General features: G+C 61.3%; 19 protein-coding genes and 1 tRNA gene. 7 read left to right on the plus strand and 13 right to left on the minus strand.

Annotated features, from left to right (window positions below; all coding sequences use genetic code 11):
- The 5 genes from ACY693_RS03440 to coaE form a co-directional block, all read left to right on the plus strand.
- Positions 1 to 483: NYN domain-containing protein (locus tag ACY693_RS03440; protein WP_462320434.1), on the plus strand; the 483-nt coding region annotated here is incomplete at its 5' end.
- 32 nt (positions 484 to 515) lie between these two features.
- The gene (pilB, locus tag ACY693_RS03445) at positions 516 to 2,225 is read left to right on the plus strand and encodes a type IV-A pilus assembly ATPase PilB (RefSeq protein WP_462320435.1); all 1,710 of its coding nucleotides are present in this window, start codon (positions 516 to 518) and stop codon (positions 2,223 to 2,225) included.
- A 5-nt stretch (positions 2,226 to 2,230) separates the two neighbouring features.
- Positions 2,231 to 3,472, plus strand: a complete 1,242-nt coding sequence (locus tag ACY693_RS03450; protein ID WP_462320436.1) for a type II secretion system F family protein — start codon at positions 2,231 to 2,233, stop codon at positions 3,470 to 3,472.
- Between the two features lie 49 nt (positions 3,473 to 3,521).
- Positions 3,522 to 4,490, plus strand: a complete 969-nt coding sequence (locus tag ACY693_RS03455; RefSeq protein WP_462320451.1) for a prepilin peptidase — start codon at positions 3,522 to 3,524, stop codon at positions 4,488 to 4,490.
- A gap of 60 nt (positions 4,491 to 4,550) precedes the next feature.
- Complete coding sequence (gene coaE / locus ACY693_RS03460) at positions 4,551 to 5,159, plus strand: dephospho-CoA kinase (protein WP_462320437.1); 609 nt, start codon at positions 4,551 to 4,553, stop codon at positions 5,157 to 5,159.
- A 678-nt stretch (positions 5,160 to 5,837) separates the two neighbouring features.
- Here the strand turns inward: coaE and ACY693_RS03465 are convergent.
- From ACY693_RS03465 to ACY693_RS03475, 3 genes are all read right to left on the minus strand, one after another.
- On the minus strand, positions 5,838 to 9,050 hold the full coding sequence (locus ACY693_RS03465; protein ID WP_462320438.1) for an error-prone DNA polymerase: 3,213 nt from the start codon (positions 9,048 to 9,050) through the stop codon (positions 5,838 to 5,840).
- A gap of 117 nt (positions 9,051 to 9,167) precedes the next feature.
- Complete coding sequence (locus ACY693_RS03470; protein ID WP_462320439.1) at positions 9,168 to 9,917, minus strand: MlaA family lipoprotein; 750 nt, start codon at positions 9,915 to 9,917, stop codon at positions 9,168 to 9,170.
- 78 nt (positions 9,918 to 9,995) lie between these two features.
- Positions 9,996 to 10,877, minus strand: a complete 882-nt coding sequence (locus ACY693_RS03475; RefSeq protein WP_462320440.1) for a TraB/GumN family protein — start codon at positions 10,875 to 10,877, stop codon at positions 9,996 to 9,998.
- Between the two features lie 136 nt (positions 10,878 to 11,013).
- On the opposite strand from ACY693_RS03475, the gene rnt reads away from it, so the two are divergent.
- Entirely contained in the window at positions 11,014 to 11,646 is a 633-nt protein-coding gene (gene rnt, locus ACY693_RS03480; protein WP_462320441.1) for a ribonuclease T, read from the plus strand.
- 146 nt (positions 11,647 to 11,792) lie between these two features.
- On the opposite strand, the gene grxD is transcribed toward rnt, so the two are convergent.
- The gene (gene grxD / locus ACY693_RS03485) at positions 11,793 to 12,128 is read right to left on the minus strand and encodes a Grx4 family monothiol glutaredoxin (RefSeq protein ID WP_462320442.1); all 336 of its coding nucleotides are present in this window, start codon (positions 12,126 to 12,128) and stop codon (positions 11,793 to 11,795) included.
- Between the two features lie 113 nt (positions 12,129 to 12,241).
- The gene (locus tag ACY693_RS03490) at positions 12,242 to 14,035 is read right to left on the minus strand and encodes an N-acetylglutaminylglutamine amidotransferase (RefSeq protein ID WP_462320443.1); all 1,794 of its coding nucleotides are present in this window, start codon (positions 14,033 to 14,035) and stop codon (positions 12,242 to 12,244) included.
- Between the two features lie 154 nt (positions 14,036 to 14,189).
- Between ACY693_RS03490 and sodB the strand changes: the two genes are divergently transcribed.
- The gene (gene sodB / locus ACY693_RS03495) at positions 14,190 to 14,771 is read left to right on the plus strand and encodes a superoxide dismutase [Fe] (RefSeq protein WP_462320444.1); all 582 of its coding nucleotides are present in this window, start codon (positions 14,190 to 14,192) and stop codon (positions 14,769 to 14,771) included.
- A 149-nt stretch (positions 14,772 to 14,920) separates the two neighbouring features.
- Here sodB and ACY693_RS03500 read toward each other — a convergent pair.
- The 8 genes from ACY693_RS03500 to rpsP all read right to left on the minus strand — a co-directional run bounded on the left by ACY693_RS03500 (position 14,921) and on the right by rpsP (position 19,663).
- Positions 14,921 to 14,994: transfer RNA gene (locus ACY693_RS03500), tRNA-Gln, on the minus strand.
- 65 nt (positions 14,995 to 15,059) lie between these two features.
- Positions 15,060 to 15,446 carry a 30S ribosomal protein S9 gene (rpsI, locus tag ACY693_RS03505; RefSeq protein WP_462320445.1) on the minus strand — a complete coding sequence of 129 codons (387 nt, stop codon included), beginning with the start codon at positions 15,444 to 15,446 and terminating at the stop codon, positions 15,060 to 15,062.
- A 99-nt stretch (positions 15,447 to 15,545) separates the two neighbouring features.
- The gene (gene rplM, locus ACY693_RS03510; RefSeq protein WP_462320446.1) at positions 15,546 to 15,974 is read right to left on the minus strand and encodes a 50S ribosomal protein L13; all 429 of its coding nucleotides are present in this window, start codon (positions 15,972 to 15,974) and stop codon (positions 15,546 to 15,548) included.
- A gap of 95 nt (positions 15,975 to 16,069) precedes the next feature.
- Positions 16,070 to 17,515, minus strand: a complete 1,446-nt coding sequence (gene sbcB / locus ACY693_RS03515) for an exodeoxyribonuclease I (protein ID WP_462320447.1) — start codon at positions 17,513 to 17,515, stop codon at positions 16,070 to 16,072.
- 108 nt (positions 17,516 to 17,623) lie between these two features.
- Positions 17,624 to 17,968: a 50S ribosomal protein L19 gene (rplS, locus tag ACY693_RS03520; RefSeq protein ID WP_462320448.1), complete on the minus strand. Its 345-nt coding sequence runs from the start codon at positions 17,966 to 17,968 to the stop codon at positions 17,624 to 17,626.
- A gap of 4 nt (positions 17,969 to 17,972) precedes the next feature.
- Positions 17,973 to 18,755: a tRNA (guanosine(37)-N1)-methyltransferase TrmD gene (trmD, locus tag ACY693_RS03525; RefSeq protein WP_462320449.1), complete on the minus strand. Its 783-nt coding sequence runs from the start codon at positions 18,753 to 18,755 to the stop codon at positions 17,973 to 17,975.
- A gap of 87 nt (positions 18,756 to 18,842) precedes the next feature.
- The gene (gene rimM / locus ACY693_RS03530) at positions 18,843 to 19,364 is read right to left on the minus strand and encodes a ribosome maturation factor RimM (protein ID WP_462320450.1); all 522 of its coding nucleotides are present in this window, start codon (positions 19,362 to 19,364) and stop codon (positions 18,843 to 18,845) included.
- A 41-nt stretch (positions 19,365 to 19,405) separates the two neighbouring features.
- Positions 19,406 to 19,663, minus strand: a complete 258-nt coding sequence (gene rpsP / locus ACY693_RS03535; RefSeq protein ID WP_462320452.1) for a 30S ribosomal protein S16 — start codon at positions 19,661 to 19,663, stop codon at positions 19,406 to 19,408.
- Positions 19,664 to 19,705 lie beyond the last annotated feature (42 nt).

Consider the following 19,705-nt stretch of genomic DNA (forward strand, 5'->3'; position numbering starts at 1 on the left):
ATTCTGGTCACCGGCGACGGCGATTTCTTGCAGGTCGTCGAGGCCCTGCAGAACCGTGGCTGCCGCGTCGAGCTGATCGGCTTCAAGAACGTCTCACGCGCCCTCCAGCAGGAGGTCGATGCCTTCTGGCCCGGCTTCCTGATCCCCGATCTCCTACCGGTCTCCTACGAGGCACGCAATGAGTGGGGCAAATCAGGCTCCTGCGTGCGCGGCGTCTGTACCACATGGTTTCCGGACAAGGGCTACGGCTTCTTGCGCTTCATCAAGCATATCTCCCCCGATCTCTGGATCACCGATCCGCGCGAGCCGGAATCGCCCTACGAGAGTGTCTTCTGCCATGCCAATGAGGTCGCTGAGGAGGTGACAGAGGAGATGCTGATGAACCGTGAGACGATCTTTGAGTTTTACCTCAACGAGAGCGATCAGAAGGACAATGGACTGGTTGCCAACAACGTGAGACTTGCCTTCAATATCAGCCGTTGACCGCGACCGGATACAGACAGAGCGGATACGCCGTGGCCACCGAAGCGTCGACGATACATCCAGCCGGGCTAGCACGTCGTTTGGTGCAGGACGGGCTATTAACGGAGAAGCGAGCGCAGACAGCACAGACTGAGGCCACTGGCCGACGCCAGCCCTTCGTCCAATATTTGGTCGAGCAGAAGATCCTTGATAGCTATAGCATCGCCGTTGCCGCCGCCGAGGAGTTTGGTGTCCCATTAGTCGATCTGCTTGCCGTAGACCTGCTCAATGTACCAATGGACCTGGTCGATTCGCGTCTGGTCCGCAAGCATCGTGCACTCCCGTTATTCCGCCGCGGTAACCGCCTGTTCGTCGCCGTCTCCGACCCAACGAATGACCGGGCCTTGGATGAGATCCGGTTCAACACAGGCATGGCTGCAAGCGCTGTCCTCGCCGAGGACGACAAGCTCACCACGGCGATCCATCAGATCCTCGAGGCGCAGGATACGACGATATCGGATCTGGCCAACGCAGATCTGGAAGAGGTCGCAGTTGGCGACGACGAAGACAACCAAGCGGCGGTTGACGCAAACGTCGATGATGCGCCGGTCGTACGCTATGTGAACAAGATCCTGATCGACGCGATCAATGCCTCGGCATCAGACATTCATTTCGAGCCCTACGAGCACTATTTTCGCATTCGCTTCCGCCAAGATGGCGTGTTGCGTGAGATCGCAACCCCACCGCTCACGATCTCAGCTCGCCTGATCGCGCGACTCAAGGTCATGTCGCGGATGAACATCGCCGAGAAGCGCGTTCCGCAAGACGGACGCATCAAGCTCAAGCTCGGGCAATCGCGTGATATCGATTTCCGCGTCAATACCTTGCCAACCCTCTATGGAGAGAAGATCGTCCTTCGAATCCTGGATTCCGGTGCCGCGAAGGTGGGTATCGAGCAGCTCGGCATGGACGAGCGACAGCGTCAGATCTTCCTGCGCGCAATCGAGAAGCCTTACGGCATGATCCTGGTGACCGGTCCCACCGGCTCAGGTAAGACGGTCACGCTCTACTCGGCGCTGAACATCCTGAATCAGACCGGGGTCAACATCTCCACCGTTGAAGATCCGGTTGAGATCCAGGTGCCTGGCATCAACCAGGTCAACATGAACCCGAAGACCGGGCTGATCTTCGCCTCGGCCTTGCGCGCATTCTTGCGACAAGACCCAGACATCGTGATGGTGGGCGAGATCCGAGACCTTGAGACCGCAGAGATCGCTGTCAAGGCAGCACAGACTGGCCATCTCGTGCTCTCGACGCTGCATACCAATGATGCGCCGCAATCCCTGACCCGGCTTGCCAACATGGGCGTCGCCCCATTCAATATCGCTTCGTCGGTCTTGGTGATCATGGCTCAGCGGCTCGCCAGGCGGCTTTGCCCGCGCTGCCGTACCGAAGAAGCACTGCCTGAGCCTGCATTGCTTGAAGAGGGCTTTACCGAGCAGGAGATCGCTGAAGGGCTCAAGCTCTACAGGCCAGTCGGCTGCGAGCATTGCACCGAGGGCTACAAGGGCCGCGTCGGCATCTTCCAAGTCATCGAGGTCTCCGAGACCATGGGGCGTCTGATCATGGAAGGCGGCAATGCGCTCCATCTCGCCGCGCAGGCCGAGAAAGAGGGCTTTTTGACCTTGCGCCAATCGGGGCTAAGACGCGTCAAGGAAGGCATCACCAGCCTCCGCGAGATCAACCGGGTTACCAAAGAGTAGTCAGGATGGCCAGCCCCGCGGCGAAACAGAAGATACGGGAAAAGCGACCACCCGAGTTTCTTTGGGAGGGTATTGATCGTCGCGGACAAAAGGTCAAAGGTGATCTTCACGCGGCCAGTATGGCCTTGGCGCGTGCCGATCTGCGTCGCCAAGGCGTCAATCCACTCAAGGTCCGCAAGAAGCCGCAGCCACTCTTCGGCAGCGGCAAGAAGAAGATCACGGCGGCCGATATCAGCGTCTTCAGCCGCCAGCTCGCAACCATGATGGCCTCTGGCGTGCCACTGGTGCAGTCCTTCGATATTGTCGGTCGCGGACATGACAACCCGTCGATGCAAGAGCTGCTGCTCACGATCAAGGCGGATATCGAGAGCGGCACCAGCATGGCCGCTGCGCTGCGTAAATTTCCTGCCTATTTTGATGATCTCGTCTGCAACCTGGTCGCGGCTGGCGAGCAAGCAGGCGTGCTCGACGTCCTACTGGACAAGATCGCGACTTACAAGGAGAAGACCGAGTCGATCAAGGGCAAGATCAAGAAGGCGATGTTCTACCCAGCGGCCGTTATCCTGGTCGCGATCGTCGTCACTGTGGTGATCATGCTGTTCGTGATCCCGCAATTCAAAGAGCTGTTCTCGAGCTTTGGCGCCGACCTGCCCGGCTTCACGCTATTGGTGATTGCCATCTCCGACTTCATGCGCGAGTTCTGGTGGCTAATGGCCGCAGGGATCGCCGCGCTGGTCTATGCCGTCATCGCCGCATTCAAGCGCTCGAAGGCATTCCGCGACGCGGTCGACCGCCTCTCGCTCAGGTTGCCAGTCATTGGCCCCATCCTGCACAAGGCTGCCGTCGCACGGTTCGCACGGACCCTCTCGACCATGTTCGCCGCTGGCGTGCCGCTGGTGGACGCGCTGGACTCGGTCTCGGGGGCGACCGGTAATGTCGTCTATGCCGATGCGGTCAGAAAGATGCGGGAGGAAGTGGCCACTGGCCAAAGCCTGCAGCTGGCGATGCGCCAGGCCAGTCTATTCCCGCACATGGTGATCCAGATGACAGCCATCGGGGAAGAGTCGGGTGCCTTGGACGCAATGCTGGCCAAGGTGGCTGACTTCTATGAGGAGCAGGTCGACAATGCCGTCGATGCGCTGAGCAGCCTACTAGAGCCGCTCATTATGGTGGTGATCGGCGGCCTCGTCGGTAGCCTGGTGATCGCAATGTATCTGCCAATCTTTAAGCTTGCGGCTGTCGTCTGATGACGACGCCTAAGCCAGATGCCTGACCAAGCGAATTTACCAGGAGCCAATCCAAGTGAGTGAGATCATCAGCGCCTTCGAGCAGGCGCCGGCGCTGCTCTATCTCAGCGTCATGCTGTTCGGTCTCGCCGTCGGTAGCTTTCTCAACGTTCTGATCTTACGCCTTCCTCGGATCATGGAGCAGGAATGGCGCGAGGAGTGCGCCGAGCTTCTGGCCACTGAGACGCCGGCCGCCGGGGTGCAGCAGGATGCAGCCACAGCAAGCGCCCAGACCCCAAGCGCTGAGCTCCCAAGGCAAGGTCCACCGACATCAGAGGCCGCAGGACCGCGGCTTGGTCTAGCCCGACCGGGCTCGCACTGCCCAGCTTGTGGCACCGCGATTAGAGCCCTGGATAACATCCCGATCCTGAGCTGGCTGCACCTGCGCGGCCGCTGCCGTACCTGCAAGACCAGGATCTCGATCCGTTATCCGCTGGTCGAGCTACTCACTGCCGTGCTATCGGTCGTCGTGGTTTGGCAGCTCGGCCCAACGATCGCGGCGCTCGCCGCTCTGATCCTGACCTGGGGGCTGATCGCACTTGCAGTCATCGACCTCGACACGCAACTCTTGCCAGACAGCCTGACCCTGCCATTGCTCTGGCTTGGGCTGCTATTGAGTCTCGGTGGAGTCTTCACCGATCCCAGCTCGGCGATCCTCGGCGCCGCTTCAGGCTACTTGCTGTTATGGCTGGTGTTCCAAGGATTTCGGCTCGCGACCGGCAAGGAAGGGATGGGGCGCGGCGACTTCAAGCTGCTGGCCCTCTTTGGTGCTTGGCTTGGCTGGCAAGCGGTACCTCAGGTGATTCTGTTATCGTCGCTTCCAGGCGCGATCGTCGGCTTAGTGCTGATCGCCAGTGGCCGGCAGCAGGCCGGCCAACCGATTCCCTATGGCCCCTTCCTCGCCATCGCCGGCTGGATCAGCCTGCTCTGGGGTGAGGCCATCACCGGTGCGTATCTGAGCTGGGCCGGCCTCGCCTAATGCGGCGACGTGCTCCGCGATCAGCCCTTCGCTAGCCCGCATGACAGCCTGCATTAGACAATGACCTATCGTGTCGGACTCACAGGTGGGATCGGCAGCGGCAAGAGCACCGTTGCTGCAGAGTTCGCCCATCTCGGCGTGACAGTCAGCGATGCCGACGCGATCTCGCACCGCTTGACCGGACCCGATGGTGATGCGCTGCCGGCAATCGCCAGCGCGTTCGGCGCGGAGATGATCGATACGACAGGCGCACTCGATCGCGCTCAAATGCGGCAACGTGTCTTCTCCGACGATACCGCACGTCGCCGCTTGGAGGGCATTCTGCATCCCTTGATCCGCGCGCGAATGTTTGCCGAGGCCGCTGCCATTGGCAGCCCGTATGCGCTGCTGATGATCCCGCTGCTGCTGGAGACCGGGCAACAGTCATTGGTCGATAGGGTCCTGGTCGTCGACCTGCCGGAAGCCATGCAGATCAGCCGGGTGCAGGCGCGCAGTGGACTCGAGCCCAACGAGACTCAGCGCATCATGGCCAGCCAAGTCAGCCGCGCGGCGCGCCTCGATGCCGCTGACGACATCATCGACAACAGCGGCGAGCCGCATGACCTAAAGGCCCAAGTCGAGCAACTGCACCAGACCTACCTCAAGCTCGCGCACCAACACGCCGGCTGAGTCGATCTCCAACCGCTTGCCAGATCCTTCCCGAACGGCACCCGCTCGCTCATCGGACCCGGCATCCTGGCGGCGATGTCCAGCTCGTCGCGCCAAGACTTCCGGCACTGAAGTGACCATTGGATGGCTGCCGACCACCAGGCAGCAAGGGCCAATCGGTGATGCGATGGCCTTTCCGGAGCACCAGCAACACGGACCGCACGCTCAACAGGAGCTCGGTGAATTGCTGATTGATGAGTCAATAATGAGTTGCGCACGCAAGGGGTTGCTCTGTAAGCTCGGCTGCGTGGTCACCAATGGCCACCGCTAAACCCGTTCTCAAACCGCCGTTAAGCGTTTGAATCATTGGATAGAGAGGAGTTCGACCTGATGAAAAAGTCTGCGCGGTCAATCACTTCAGTGGGAATTCTGGCGATAATGGGAGCACTGACCCTGTCATCCCAAGCAGTGCTCGCAGTCGAATGCAAAGGAATGGAAAAGTCTGCATGCGAACGCCAGGACGCCTGTACTTGGGTAGATAGTTACAAGCGCAAGGATGGCGTGCAGGTCAATGGTTATTGTCGAGGCAAGGGTGGAAAGAAGTCGTCGAGCTCGAGTAGCAGCTCAAGCTAAGTCGATCAACTGCTTGCCGAGCAGCAGCGATCAGCTTATTGGTCAAGCTTGGCAAGCAGCTGATCATCAGTGAAAATCACGCGCCTGGACAACGAGGCCACCAAGCATCGATGAGTAGTCGATCAGATCGCTGACGACGATATGGGTCACGTCATGCTCACGCTGAACCTCTCCGACCGCACCGAGCAGCCGTGCCTGCAATAGTGTCGCACGTCGACGCACTGCGATCCGTTTCCAGATCACTAGATTCATCTGACCGGTTTCGTCCTCGAGTGTCACGAAGGTGACCTCGTTCGCGGACGCTGGTCGCTGACGAGTGATCGCTAGCCCCGCAACCCGAACTTGGGCACCCGGCTTAACCCGCTGCACTGCCTCTGCCGTCAGAAGCCGCAAGGCCGTTAGCCGCTCGCGCAAGAGCGCAAGTGGATGCCGCCTGAGGCTCAGCCCAAGACTCGCATAATCGGCGACAATTGACGCCCCTTCCTTGGGCGGCGCTAACAAGGGCAAAACGCTTTCGTCTCCTGAATCGGGGAACAATGGCAGCGGCTCGGACCTCGAGGCTGCCTGCCAGCCTGCCTGATGGCGGTTACCCACCAATGCAGCCAAGGCATCAGCCGCCGCCAGTGCTTTGAGATCGCGTCGGTTAAGCGCTGCTCGCTGCCGCAGATCAGCAAGCGATGCCCAGGGCGAAGGTCGGCGTCGTCCAGCAAGGTTCTGCACCGACGCTCGCTTCACAGGACGGTCAGCGCGCAGCGCCTTCCTGACTGCGCATAGTCGCTGTGCACCCTCGGCCGACAGTCCCTTCACTAGCCTCAGTCCGAGCCGCAGTGCTGGCTCACCGCGTCTGCCAGGCTCCAGGGTGCAATCCCAGTCACTGTCGCCAACATCGACCGGGCGGACCTCCACACCTTGGCGCCGAGCCTCCCGAATCAATTGCGCCGGCGCATAGAAACCCATCGGCTGGCTGTTGATCAGCGCGGCAAAGAAGGCCGCCGGCTCATGGCATTTCAGCCAGGCTGTGCAGTACACCAGCAGGGCGAAGCTGGCAGCATGCGACTCGGGGAAGCCATAGTCACCAAAACCGAGGATCTGATGATAGATCTGCTCGGCGAAGGCCCGCGGGTATCCGCGGCTGATCATGCCGCTGATTAGCCGATCACGGAACGGCTCCAGACCGCCACGGCGTCGCCAGGCCGCCATTGAGCGACGCACCTGATCCGCCTCACCCGGATCAAAACCCGCCGCTACCATCGCCACCTGGATCACCTGCTCTTGGAAGATCGGCACGCCTAAGGTCCGTCCTAGTACTGACTCAACCTCAGCGGATGGATAGCTGACCGGCTCTAGCCCCTGACGACGGCGCAGATAAGGGTGCACCATATCGCCTTGGATTGGCCCCGGTCGCACGATCGCGACCTCGATCACCAAATCATAGAAGCAGCGAGGCTTCAGGCGCGGCAGCATCGCCATCTGAGCGCGCGATTCGATCTGAAACACGCCAGTGGTCTCCCCACGCTGAATCATCTGATACACCAAGGGGTCTTCTTGCGGGATCGAGGCAACCTCAAGGGCTGTGCCGCGAAACGCATTGATCAAGGCCAGCGAGCGACGAATGGCGCTCAAGATCCCGAGCGCAAGACAGTCGATCTTCAGGATACCCATCGCGTCCAGATCGTCCTTATCCCATTGGATCACGCTGCGCCCATCCATCGCCGCATTCTCGATCGGAACCAGCTCTGTCAGCGGGCCGTTTGAGATCACGAAACCACCGACATGCTGAGACAGGTGGCGCGGAAAACCGACCAGCTCATCGGTTAGCTGCATCAATAAGATAACCTGTGGCTGCTGTGGGTCCAGGCCGACCTCGCGTAAACGCTCGTTTGCGACCTGCTGCCCATCCCACCAGTTGATATTGCGCGCTAGGCGCTCGACCTGATCAAGCGAAAAGCCGAGCGCTTTGCCAACGTCCCGCACCGCACTCTTGGGTCGATAGCGAATCAGGGTTGCCGCCAGCGCGGCGCGCTCGCGGCCATACTTGGTGTAGAGATACTGGATCACCTCCTCACGGCGCTGATGCTCAAAGTCGACGTCGATATCAGGCGGCTCACCACGCTCGCGCGAGATGAAGCGCTCGAACAACATCGCTGTCAGCGCCGGATCGACCTCGGTAATGCCCAGGCAATAGCACACCACCGAGTTGGCCGCCGAGCCCCGTCCCTGACACAGGATGCCGCGGCGGCGCGCGAAGCGCACGATATCGAAGACGGTGAGGAAATAGGGCGCATAACCCAGTTCCGCGATCAGCCTAAGCTCATACTCGGCGCGCACCCGGAATCGCTCGGGCATTCCCTGCGGCCAACGCCGCTGCTGCGCCTCAGCAAAGGTCATCCGCCGTAGATAGGCATCTGGGGTCTCGCCCGCCGGGACGAGTTCTTCAGGATACCGGTAGCGCAGTTGATCGAGAGAAAAACGACAGCGCGCAGCAACCACCAGGGTCTCATTGAGCAGCGCCGGCGGATAGAAGCGGCGAAGCTGGGCTAGCGAGCGCAGATGTCCTTCCTGATTCTGGCGCTGTGCTGCACCATGGGCGACAACCTTGCCGGCACGAATCGCTTGCAGCACGTCTAGCAATCGAGCGCGCTCGGGCCGATGCATCCGCACCGCTCCGATTGCAACCAACGGCAGCCCCAAATCTCGGCCTAGGGCTTCGAACCGACGCAGCCGAGCCGCATCATCACCTGCTCGGTGTAGCGCAACACCGATCCAGCAACGACCGGAGAAGCGTTCGCTTAACCATTGTCCATTGGCCAAGACAGGTCCGTGATTGGCGTTGATGCCCGTCTGGGCGCCTGAATCGGGGCCTGAATCGGCGCCAAAATCCGAGTCGGCAGCCCAAATCGCCAAGCACCCAGGCAAGCCCGCCTCCAGATCCTGCGGCAGCAGCCGATAGCGCCCTTTCGGCGCACGCCGTCGAGCAACCGAGATCAGCGCAGAGAGCTGCCCATAGCCTTCGGCATCGGCTGCCAACAGGATCAGACGAGGGCCAGAATCGACCTGCAGCTCGCTGCCAATTAAGAGCGGAAATCCGATCGCTGTGGCTGCCTCATGGGCCCGAACAACACCAGCCAGAGAGCATTCATCGGTAAGCGCAAGCGCCCGATACCCGAGCCGCGCCGCCTGCTCCACCAACTCTTCAGGATGCGAGGCCGACGACAAGAAGCTGAAGCTCGACCAGCAGTTCAGCTCTGCATAGGCTGACAAGACGTTCGCACCACCCATGGACTGTCAATAAAGACAGTATAGCCGGTACATGCAGGATCGCCAGTAGCCTAGAAGTCCCCTGACTCTTATTCGGCTCTGGTCGGGATAGGCGCGCGCTAGGTCCGCTCGATCAGACTACTGATCAATGACGTCCTCATCCCAGAACAGATCATCGTCCTGGTCCGCAGGCGGATTGCCGTCGTGCACCAGGTTACGGCGTCGTTGTAGATAGGCATCTCGGACGAAGGCGTAGCGGTCTAGCGCAGCCTCATCGACCAGATCGCCCGCCGCAAGCAATCCAGCCCGAGTATCAATCGCGCGCAGCACCACAAAGCCCCAATAGATCTCGTCTTTCTGCAAGCTGAAGAAGGGATCGATCAGCACGTCACCCGCAAAGCCAAAGGTGTCGCGCACCGAGCTCGGCCCCAAGATCGGCATCACAAAATACGGACCGTCACCGAAGCCCCAATACCCTAGCGTCTGACCGAAGTCCTCTTTGTAGCTCGGGATTCCCATGTTCGTGGCGACATCGATGAAGCCAACGAGCCCGACTGTGGTGTTAACGAGCACACGCCCAACATCGGTGCCAGCGCGCGAGAGCTTGAACTGAAGCACGTTGTTGACCGCGGAGGTCACATCCGCAACGTTGTTGAAGAAATTCGTGATGCCGTGATTTACCGGCTCCGGGGTGATCGCCTGATAGCCCTGCGCCGCCGGCTTGAAGAAGGCGTTGTCGAAGTCCGTGTTGAACCTGAACATTGCTCGGTTATAGGGCTGCCAAGGGTCACGCGGATCACGCTGCTCCTTGGGAATTGAGCTACATCCGCCAATCAGCAAGGCAGTGAAGAGCACCAGAAAGAAGACGCGCAGCTGCGCTTTGTGCATAGACTGGACTCCCGCATCTCATCATGCGCCGCGATACCCCAGGCGGATGTTAGCACAGCGTTCCGGCGCAGCTGCTGATCAGTAAACGCGACTGACCTCGACACCTGCCGCCTGCAGGCGCTCCAACAAACCACCGGGGCCAGGCAGATGCAGCGCGCCCACTGCGATGAAACGTCCCCCTTGCCGCATGACTGGACTCAACCTTTCAAACATGCGTTGATTACGATCGTCGATCAGCGCCTCATGCAGGCGCGCCTCAAGCTCCGGGCCGCCGGCAGCCAGGGTCTGCCCGAGCTGCATCAAGGCATCGAGGTCTCGCGCCAAATAGGCATTGAGCAATGACGCAAAGATCTTGGGCAGCTGTTGTCGCTCGCGCAGTGTCGCATCAAGCAGCGCGACCTGATCTTCGCGGCTCAGGGTCTGAAACACCGACAGCTGCTCAGCAAGGGTCTCAAGCCCCTGAACAGGCTTCCCCGCATCCAGCGCCCGTTGATAGAGCGCGACATCAAGCACCGCGCCAGCACTTGCTGGCGGCATGCTAAGGACCAGCAAGACCGCCCAGGGCTGGAGCCGCTCGGCCACCTTCGCGGGCATCCCTCGCTCACCGAGCGCCGCGAGAATGTCACGGTACAGCACTGGAGGCAAGATCTCCTCAAGGTGCTCATCTGGGCCAAGCAGCATCGCGGCGCGGGCTGCTTCCAGCATCGCGGCATCCGGGACGACCTCCAGCACCACCACCGTTGCTCGGTCGAACGCATCGAGCACGGGCTCCGGCAGCTGTGTCACACGGGGGTCATCGCTGTGGATGGTGCCGAACAGCCAGCTCGGCTTGTGGCCGCTCCCTTGCTGGTCAAGACGGAATAGCAGGCCGCGCTCGCAGCAAGGCGCGGCGACAGCTTCAGCAACGAAAACGACGCAGAGAAGCACAAGGGCATGCAGGCATCTCGATCTCTTACTCATCCAGCGCCCCCAATCACGGACCGTACGATCGCCGACTGCCATCTGCACCCACCGACACCGATCTTCTCACACCGACGCGTCTGTAGCGCCATGATCGTCGTTTGGCTTTTGCCCGCAACACTCTTATGCTGCCGGTATGGAAAGCACAGACCAAATCTCCGCTCCGAAAGGGATTGCAGCTCGCTTCCGTGGCTTCTTACCAGTGGTTGTCGACGTCGAGACGGCTGGCTTTGATCCACAGCGCCATGCCTTGCTCGAGATTGCTGCTGTCATGATTCGAATGGACGCCGAGGGCTGCCTGGTGCCGGGCGCAACCCACGCGTGCCATGTGCTGCCCTTTCTCGGCTCGGAGCTTGATCAGAGCGCACTTGCATTCAATAAGATCGACCCAGACCACCCCTTCCGTGACGCGCTCGCCGAGCGCGACGCCCTGCGAAAGGTGTTGGACCCGATCCGCAAGTCTGTCGCGTCGCATGGCTGCAATCGCGCGATCTTGGTCGGACACAACGCCCATTTTGACCTCGGCTTCGTTAAGGCCGCCGTGGAGCGCAACGATTACAAGCGAAACCCCTTCCATGCCTTCAGCGTGTTCGACACGGTATCTCTAGCCGGCCTCGCTTACGGACAGACGGTACTCGCAAAGGCCGCCCAGGCCGCTGGGCTCGGCTGGGACAACAGTGCTGCCCATTCGGCAATCTATGATGCAGAGCAGACAGCGCGACTCTTTTGCGAGATTGTCAATCGCTGGCGTACCGCCACCGGCCCCTGAAGCAAGTGCCCCCGCTCAGGGGGGCATGACGGGGTCATTCGCGATCACCAGCGCAGTCAGAGAACAGCCTGGAGCCGGAATTCTGACGACAGCCGTTGCGCAGCCTGCTCGTGCAATCCAGGTCGCTTCAGGGCAGTTGAGGGCGCTCAGCCGGCTGGTTGCTCCTGTTTCGCTGCCGCCGCTTCCATCATGGTCTTGAGTTCACCGCTCGCTGCCAGCTCGAGGGTGATATCGCAACCACCGACAAGCTCACCATCGACATAGATCTGAGGGAACGTGGGCCAGTCCGCATAGCGCGGCAAGTTCTCGAAGATCTCGGGATCTTGGAGCACATTCACATAGGCGAACGAGACCCCCGTATCACCGAGTGCCTGCGCCGCGCGCATCGAGAACCCGCATTGAGGCATCTGCGGTGTTCCTTTCATGTAGATGACGACTGGGTGACCCTTGACCTGCTGATCGATACGCTCGATGACATCCATTGCAATACCTCGTGGAATACTGGGTGATGGGTCTGGCGAAGGTCGGGATAGCCATCAGGCTTATCAAGTCATCACCGCTTGCGCCATGCGAAGCCGCTAGCGTCTTCAAACCACTAGCGCCCATCGATTTGGCGCTGCAGCCAGTACTCGAGCAGCGCCACATGCCAGAGCTTGCTGCCCTGGATGCGGGTGTGATGCTGATCAGGCGCCGCCAGTAGCCGCTCGATGTACTCGCGGCGGTAGAGCCCCCGCTCGCGGCAGGCCTGCGAGTTGAGGATGTCGCGCATGAAGTCGAGGAAGGCTCCGCGGACGTACTTGAGCGCAGGCATCGGGAAATACCCCTTGGGCCGATCGATCACCGCATCCGGTAGTCGACCGCGCGCGATCGCCTTAAGTGGATACTTACCTCCCTCGCGCAATCTCAGTGCCGGCGGGCAACGCGCTGCAAGCTCGACCAATTGATGATCAAGGAACGGCACCCGTGCCTCCAAGCCCCAGGCCATGGTCATGTTGTCGACCCGCTTCACCGGATCATCGACGATCAGTGTGGTCACATCCAGCCTCAACACCGCATCGATGACCTCATCGGCACCGGGCTCCGCGAGCCGTTCGGCGACATAGGCGCCGGTATGATCCGGCCCAGCATAGGCAGGCGCGACCATCTGCAGGTATTCATCATGATCACGATCGAAGTAGTGGCGACGCACACGATCGACTGGATCACCCTCGGTCTCGGCGGCAATGCGCGGATACCAGAAGTAGCCGCCGAAGACCTCATCGGCGCCCTGGCCGGATTGCACCACCTTGATCTCGCGCGAGACCTGTTCGGCGAGCAGATAGAACGCGATCGCGTCCTGGCCGAACATCGGCTCGGTCATCGCATCGACCGCTTCGGGCAAACGTCGCAACACCTCGTCGTTCGGTACTCGGAAACGATGATGGTGGGTGCCGAAGTGGGCGACGACCTGGTCCGAGTAGCCGAACTCGCTGCCAGCCTCCTCCGGCGTGTCTTCAAAACCCACCGAGAAGGTATGCAGGTCGCCGACACCGTGCTCGGCTAGCAGCGCGACCAGCAGACTGGAGTCGAGCCCGCCGGAGAGCAGCACGCCGACCGGCACATCGGCGATCTCGCGGCGCTTGCGCACCGCCGCCTCAAGCGCATCATGGATGGCCTCGACCCACTCGTCATCGCTCGTTGGCAGCCCGGACCCGCTGCCGCCCCGGGTCGCCTCCAACTGCCAGTAGCGCTGCTCGGTGCGGCGACCATCGGCGTCGATGCGCAGCCAGTGCGCGGGCGGCAGCCTGCGAATGTCGCTCAGTATGGTGCGCGGCGCCGGCACCACCGCGTGCAACGTAAAGAGGTTGTGCAAGGCCACGGGGTCGATCCCAGCACCGACCCCGCCAGCGGCAACCAGCGCCTGGGTCGTCGAGGCGAAGCGCAGCCTACCCTTGGCCTCGCCCCAATAGAGCGGCTTGATCCCGAAGCGATCGCGGGCCAGGAAGAGCTGGCGCCGATTGGTATCCCAGATCGCGAGCGCGAACATCCCGTGCAGCCGCTCAACGCAGCCTTCACCCCAGGCATGCCAGGCCTTGAGGATCACCTCGGTATCGCCGTCCGAGAAGAAGCTATAGCCCTTGTCACGCAGCTCTCGGCGCAGCTCGGGATGGTTGTAGATGGTGCCGTTAAAGACCAGCGCGAGGCCAAGTGCCTGATCGACCATTGGCTGATTCGAGCGCGCCGAGAGATCGATGATGGACAGCCGCCGATGCCCCAGCGCAACCGCCCCATCGCTGTAGCTTCCGCCGTGATCTGGGCCGCGCGATTGCAAACGCTCCATCATCCGGGCGATCGCGCCCAGGTCCGCTGCCAGACCGTCAAAAGACAGCTCCCCGCAGATGCCACACATCAGCTCGTTATCTCCGTCATTAGAATTCGTTCCTTGATATCCCCCAGCTCGGGCCTACGTTTTCGTCGCAAGCCCATTCGTGACCGACTTCTAACAAGCGACCCCAACAACCGACCCCAACAACCAACCTAGCAACACAGCCAGGAGAGTCAGTATGGCACACGAGCTTCCAGCACTCCCGTACGAGAAGAACGCACTCGAACCGGTCATCTCGGCCGAGACCATCGAGTACCACTACGGCAAGCATCATCAGACCTACGTCAACAACCTCAACAACCTGGTGCCTGGCACCGAGTTCGAGGGCAAGTCACTCGAGGAGATCATCAAGTCGTCAAGCGGTGGTGTCTTCAACAACGCCGCACAGGTCTGGAACCATACCTTCTATTGGAACTGCCTGAGCCCAAACGGCGGCGGCGAGCCCGGCGGTGCGCTTGCTGACGCGATCAGCGCGAAGTTCGGCAGCTTCGACGAATTCAAGAAGCAGTTCAGCCAGTCTGCAGCCACCAATTTCGGCTCCGGCTGGACCTGGCTGGTCAAGAATAGCGACGGCAGCGTCGAGATCATGAATACCTCCAACGCCGGCACGCCGATGACCGAGGGCAAGACCGCGCTGCTGACCGTCGACGTCTGGGAGCACGCCTACTACGTCGACTACCGCAACGCGCGGCCGAAGTATCTCGAAGCCATCTGGGACAAGATCAACTGGGACTTTGTTGCCAAGAATTTTGAAGGCTAAACGCGAACACCCAGAGGTCGCCTAGAGGCGTGGCAAAGGCCGCCTCTAGCAAATGACCGATTCAGCGACGTCTCTCCATGCCCAGCTTCATGCTGGGCATTTTCTTTTCAGCCAGACATAGCAAAGCCCGCATCGCGGCGGGCTTAAGATGGCTGGGGGACTAGGATTCGAACCTAGGTTGACGGAGTCAGAGTCCGTAGTCCTGCCGCTAGACGATCCCCCAAGAACGGGCTGTGAGCAAATCGATGTCTCGATCCAAGCTCACCGTTACAGATGCTAACGCATCGATTAACGCTTTGAGAACTGGGGACGCTTACGTGCCTTGTGCAAGCCGACCTTCTTACGCTCGACCTCACGTGCATCACGGGTCAGGAACCCGGCGCGGCGCAGCGGCGAGCGCAAGCGCTCGTCGTGCTCAACCAGCGCGCGGGCGATGCCATGACGGATGGCGCCGGCTTGTCCGCTCGAGCCACCGCCGACGACGGTCGCGTTGATATCGATCCGATCGACCATGTCGACCGCTTCGAGCGCCTGTCGGACGAGCATCCGCGCCGTCTCGCGACCAAAGTAGTCGTCAAGCGAGCGACCATTGACGTTGATCTGCCCGGAGCCCGTGCTCAGGAACACGCGCGCCGAAGAGCTTTTGCGACGCCCTGTGGCGTACTGTTTTTCCATGGTTCAGGTTTCCGAGAGTCTGGTTTCCGAAAAACGGGTGGCAAGTTGACTTAGCGCCTGATTCATAGGCATTCCAGCGAGACGCTCCAGCGCGAGGTGCTAGATCTCAAGCGGCTGGGGCTGCTGTGCAGCGTGACGATGCTCGGGCCCCGCGAAGACCTTCATCTTCTTGATCATCGCACGGCCAAGCGGGTTGCGCGGAAGCATGCCCTTGACGGCGAACTGAATGACCCGCTCGGGGTGCTTATCCAGCATCTGCTCCAGACTGGCCGAGCGCAGGTTGCCGATGTAACCAGTGTGCCGATAATACATCTTGTCGGTCATCTTGTTGCCGGTCACCCGCACCTTTTCGGCGTTGACGATAACCAGATAGTCACCGGTATCGACGTGGGGTGTGTAGGTCGGCTTATGCTTGCCGCGCAGTCGGCGCGCGCACTCGCTGGCAAGCCGACCAAGCGTTTTGCCCTCGGCATCAATCAAGTACCAAGCCCGCCGAACTTCAGCCGGCTTTGCGCTTTGGGTTGTCATGGCGGTCGCTCCAAGCGAGTCGTCGTAAAAAGATAGACCGCCTAGGATAAACAATCCTGACGGACCCCGCAACCATCTAAAGACCCAAGATGACCTCAAATCTCCTCAGCCGTCATCACCTGCTCGCCCCAATCTTCGAGGCGGTCGATGACGGCGAGCGCGCTCGGATCGCCACGACGCTCGGCACGCAGGCTGAGCAGCTTGGCCTCGTAGGCGTCGATCGTGATTGAGGCGCCGGCACCAGAATCGGTCAGGCGCTCGAAGCGCCATGCGTCCCAGTCTTCGCGCTCGCTCTCAGTCAGCGTCTCGGGCCAGCTACGCGCCCGCATCCGAAACAGCAGCGTCGGCAGGCGTGCATCCTCGAAGTGTGGCTCCGTCTCGGCAAGCTCAGACGGGCTCAGACACCCGAGCTCGTCCATCAATCGTCGATCCCGATCCGAGAAGAAGCCCCCACTGTAGAGCATCTGTTCTGGATCAGTGGTTTCTGGCCAGCGAGGCTCGCTTGAGAATGCCTGCTCCAGGCGCTCGCCGATCTCGCGCCGATGCTTTCGAGCGCGCCCCGCGTGGGCGGCGACCTGCCCAGGATCGATCTGCCAACGCTCCGCCATCTCCGCGGTCAGCGTCTTCATTGGCGCCAGCATGGGCGCAGCGTTGGCCTTCACACCCTTAACCGGCAACCGCTCGAGTCCATCCGATCGATCGTCCCGACGCGAAAACAGACGCTGATGAAGCTCTTCTGGCGTCAGATCCAGGATCTGCGTCGGGTCCTGGCGCAGATCGAAGCAGATTGCCAGGTTCTTCTGAGTCGGGTGCGCGGCCACCTTGATGACGGGTGCGAGGCAGCCGAGCGCCGCAGGATAGCGCTGCGAGGCATGCAGCAGCGGCTCACCAGAGGCCAATAACTCCGTTACAAAGGCCTTGTCGCGCAGCTTCAAGGCGTAGTCGAACAGCCTCGGCTGTGCAGCCTTGAGTCGTCGCGCCATGGCCAGGGTCGCACGCACGTCGGCGAGCGCATCATGGGCGCCGAGATGCTCGACCGCGTTAGCTGCTGTTAGGTCCTCGAGCTTGAATGAGGTCACCCCGGGCTCCCGCTCGGGCCAGCACAGACCCTGGGGTCGCAGCGCGTGCGCCAGACGCAACACATCGATCAGATCCCAGCGCGAGTTCCCGTGCTGCCAAGCATGAGCGTAGGGCTCGAGCAGGTTTCGGTAGAACAGCCAGTTGTTGACGCGATCGTCAAAGCGCAGGCTGTTGTAGCCCACAGAGCAGGTGCCTGGGGCCGCGAGGGTCTGTTGGATTGCGCGTGCGAACTCCGCCTCTGGGATGCCTTGTGAAAGTGCTTGATCCGGCGTGATCCCAGTGACTAAACAGGCCTCAGGTTGCGGCAGTAGGTCTGTCGCCGGTCGTGCGAATAGCACCAAGGGCTGGCCGAGCTCGTTCAGCTCGGTATCGGTCCGCAGGCCGGCGAACTGGCAGGGGCGATCCAAGGCTGGATCGTTGCCCCAGGTCTCGTAGTCGTACCAGTAGCAGGTTGCCGCCATCGTTAGTGGCGACCCATCAAGATCAGCACCAGCACCGGCGGTCGCGCACAGCCATCAATGACCGCCGCCAGGAGCCTGGTCCATGCGGTCATCGGCACAAGACGCGGCTCAGACCTTCTCTTTGATGCGGGCAGCCTTGCCGGTCAAGCCACGCAGGTAGTAGAGCTTGGCGCGACGCACATCGCCACGGCGCTTGACCTTGATATCGGCGATGGCGGGGCTATGGGTTTGGAACACCCGCTCCACGCCCTCGCCGTGCGACATCTTACGCACGGTAAAGGCCGAGTTCAGGCCGCGGTTGCGCTTGGCAATGCAGATGCCCTCGAAGGCCTGCAGACGCTCCCGATCGCCCTCTTTGACCCGTACCTGCACCACAACGGTATCGCCCGGGGCGAACGCCGGCACCGAGGGACGCATCTGCTCTTGCTCGATTTGCTGGATGATATTGCTCATGTTGTTACTCACTCTGTTCCGATCCGACGCGCGGCTGCAACCGTGCCGCCTCCCGAAGATAGTCATCGAGCAGCTGCTGCTCGACCTCGCTCATACCTCGCCGTTGCAGTAGCTCGGGGCGCCGCTGCCAAGTGCGGCCCAAGGCTTGCTGCAATCGCCAACGCTCAATCGCCTGATGGTCGCCGCTCAGCAGCACCGTTGGCACGCCCTTGTCGCCGATACGCTCCGGCCGGGTGTAGTGCGGACAGTCCAAGAGCCCGGTGGAATACGAATCCTGGCGAGCCGAATCCGCATGCCCGAGCGCGCCCGGCAAGAGCCGGATCACCGCATCCATCACCACCATCGCCGCGAGCTCGCCACCACTGAGCACGTAATCGCCAACGGACCACTCCTCGTCGACACAATCCTCGATGAGGCGCTCGTCGACACCCTCGTAGCGACCGGCGACCAGCACCCAGCCAGGCGCGGCGCTGATCCGCTCGATGCGTCTCTGATCAAGGCGCTCGCCCTGTGGTGACAGATAGGCGACGCGACTCTCTACACCCTCGCTCGCAGCCTCAGCCTGAGCAGCCTCGATCGCTGCCCGCAGCGGCTTATAGCGCATGACCATGCCAGGGCCGCCACCATAAGGGCGATCGTCCACGGTGCGATGCGCATCGGTCGTGTAATCGCGTGGCGTGCGCAGGTGGATGCTGGCGATCCGCCGCTGCAGCGCCCGCGCGACCACGCCCTCTTCGGTCAGCGCGGCGAACTGGGCCGGGAACAGGGTAATGACATCAAAGCGCATCGCATCTGCTCGATCACAACGACCGTCCTTGGCAGAATGCTTGCCAGGCCTCCAGCGAGCGCCCCAACCAGCCGAGCCGGTCGCGCATTAGAACTCCGGGTCCCAGTCGACCAGCACACGACCCGTATCGAAGTCGACATCGAGCACGAATTGTCCCCAGACAAAGGGTACGAGGCGCTCGCGCTCTCCTCGCACGACCATGACATCGTTGGACCCCGTCTCGATCAGATGAGTCACCTGACCGAGCGGCACACCCTCTCGTGTCTCGACCCTCAGCCCTTGCAGATCGACCCAGTACAGCTCATCGGCCGACGGTGGTGGCAGCTGGTCACGCCGAACAGCAATCGTCTTCCCACTCAGGGCGCGCGCTTGATCGCGATCATCATAGCCCTCCAACTGGGCTACAAGACCCTTACCGTGGCGCCGCCAAGCAACGACCTCCCGCTCTACGCCGTCGATCAGCCAAGGTGCGTAGCTGAAGATATTCTCCAGCGGGTTTGTCTCCGAAAAGACCTTCAGCCATCCGCGTACGCCATAGACGCCAAGAATGCGCCCGAGGACGACGGTCTTGGTTGCCGCAGCACCCGAGCTGTCGGCGCCATCAGCCATGGCCTATTGGCCGCCGATATTCGCCGTATCCGATGCCCGAGTTAGGCTGCGACGGCCGACTCGGCCTCTTTGGCAGCGTCCTTAATCAGCTTGGCGACGCGCTCTGACGGCTGCGCGCCCTGCTCGAGCCAGTGCTGAGCGCGCGCGCGATCAAGGCGCAGACGGGTCTCACCACCGGTCGCGCAGGGGTTGAAGAAGCCCAGTCGCTCGATGCAGCCGCCATCACGCGCCTTGCGAATGTCGGTCACGACGATCTGATAGAAGGGGCGCTTCTTGGCGCCACCGCGGGTGAGACGAATCTTGACCCTCGCTGATAATCCAAAATGCTCGCGTTGACGAGA

Source organism: Halochromatium sp. (assembly GCF_054919635.1).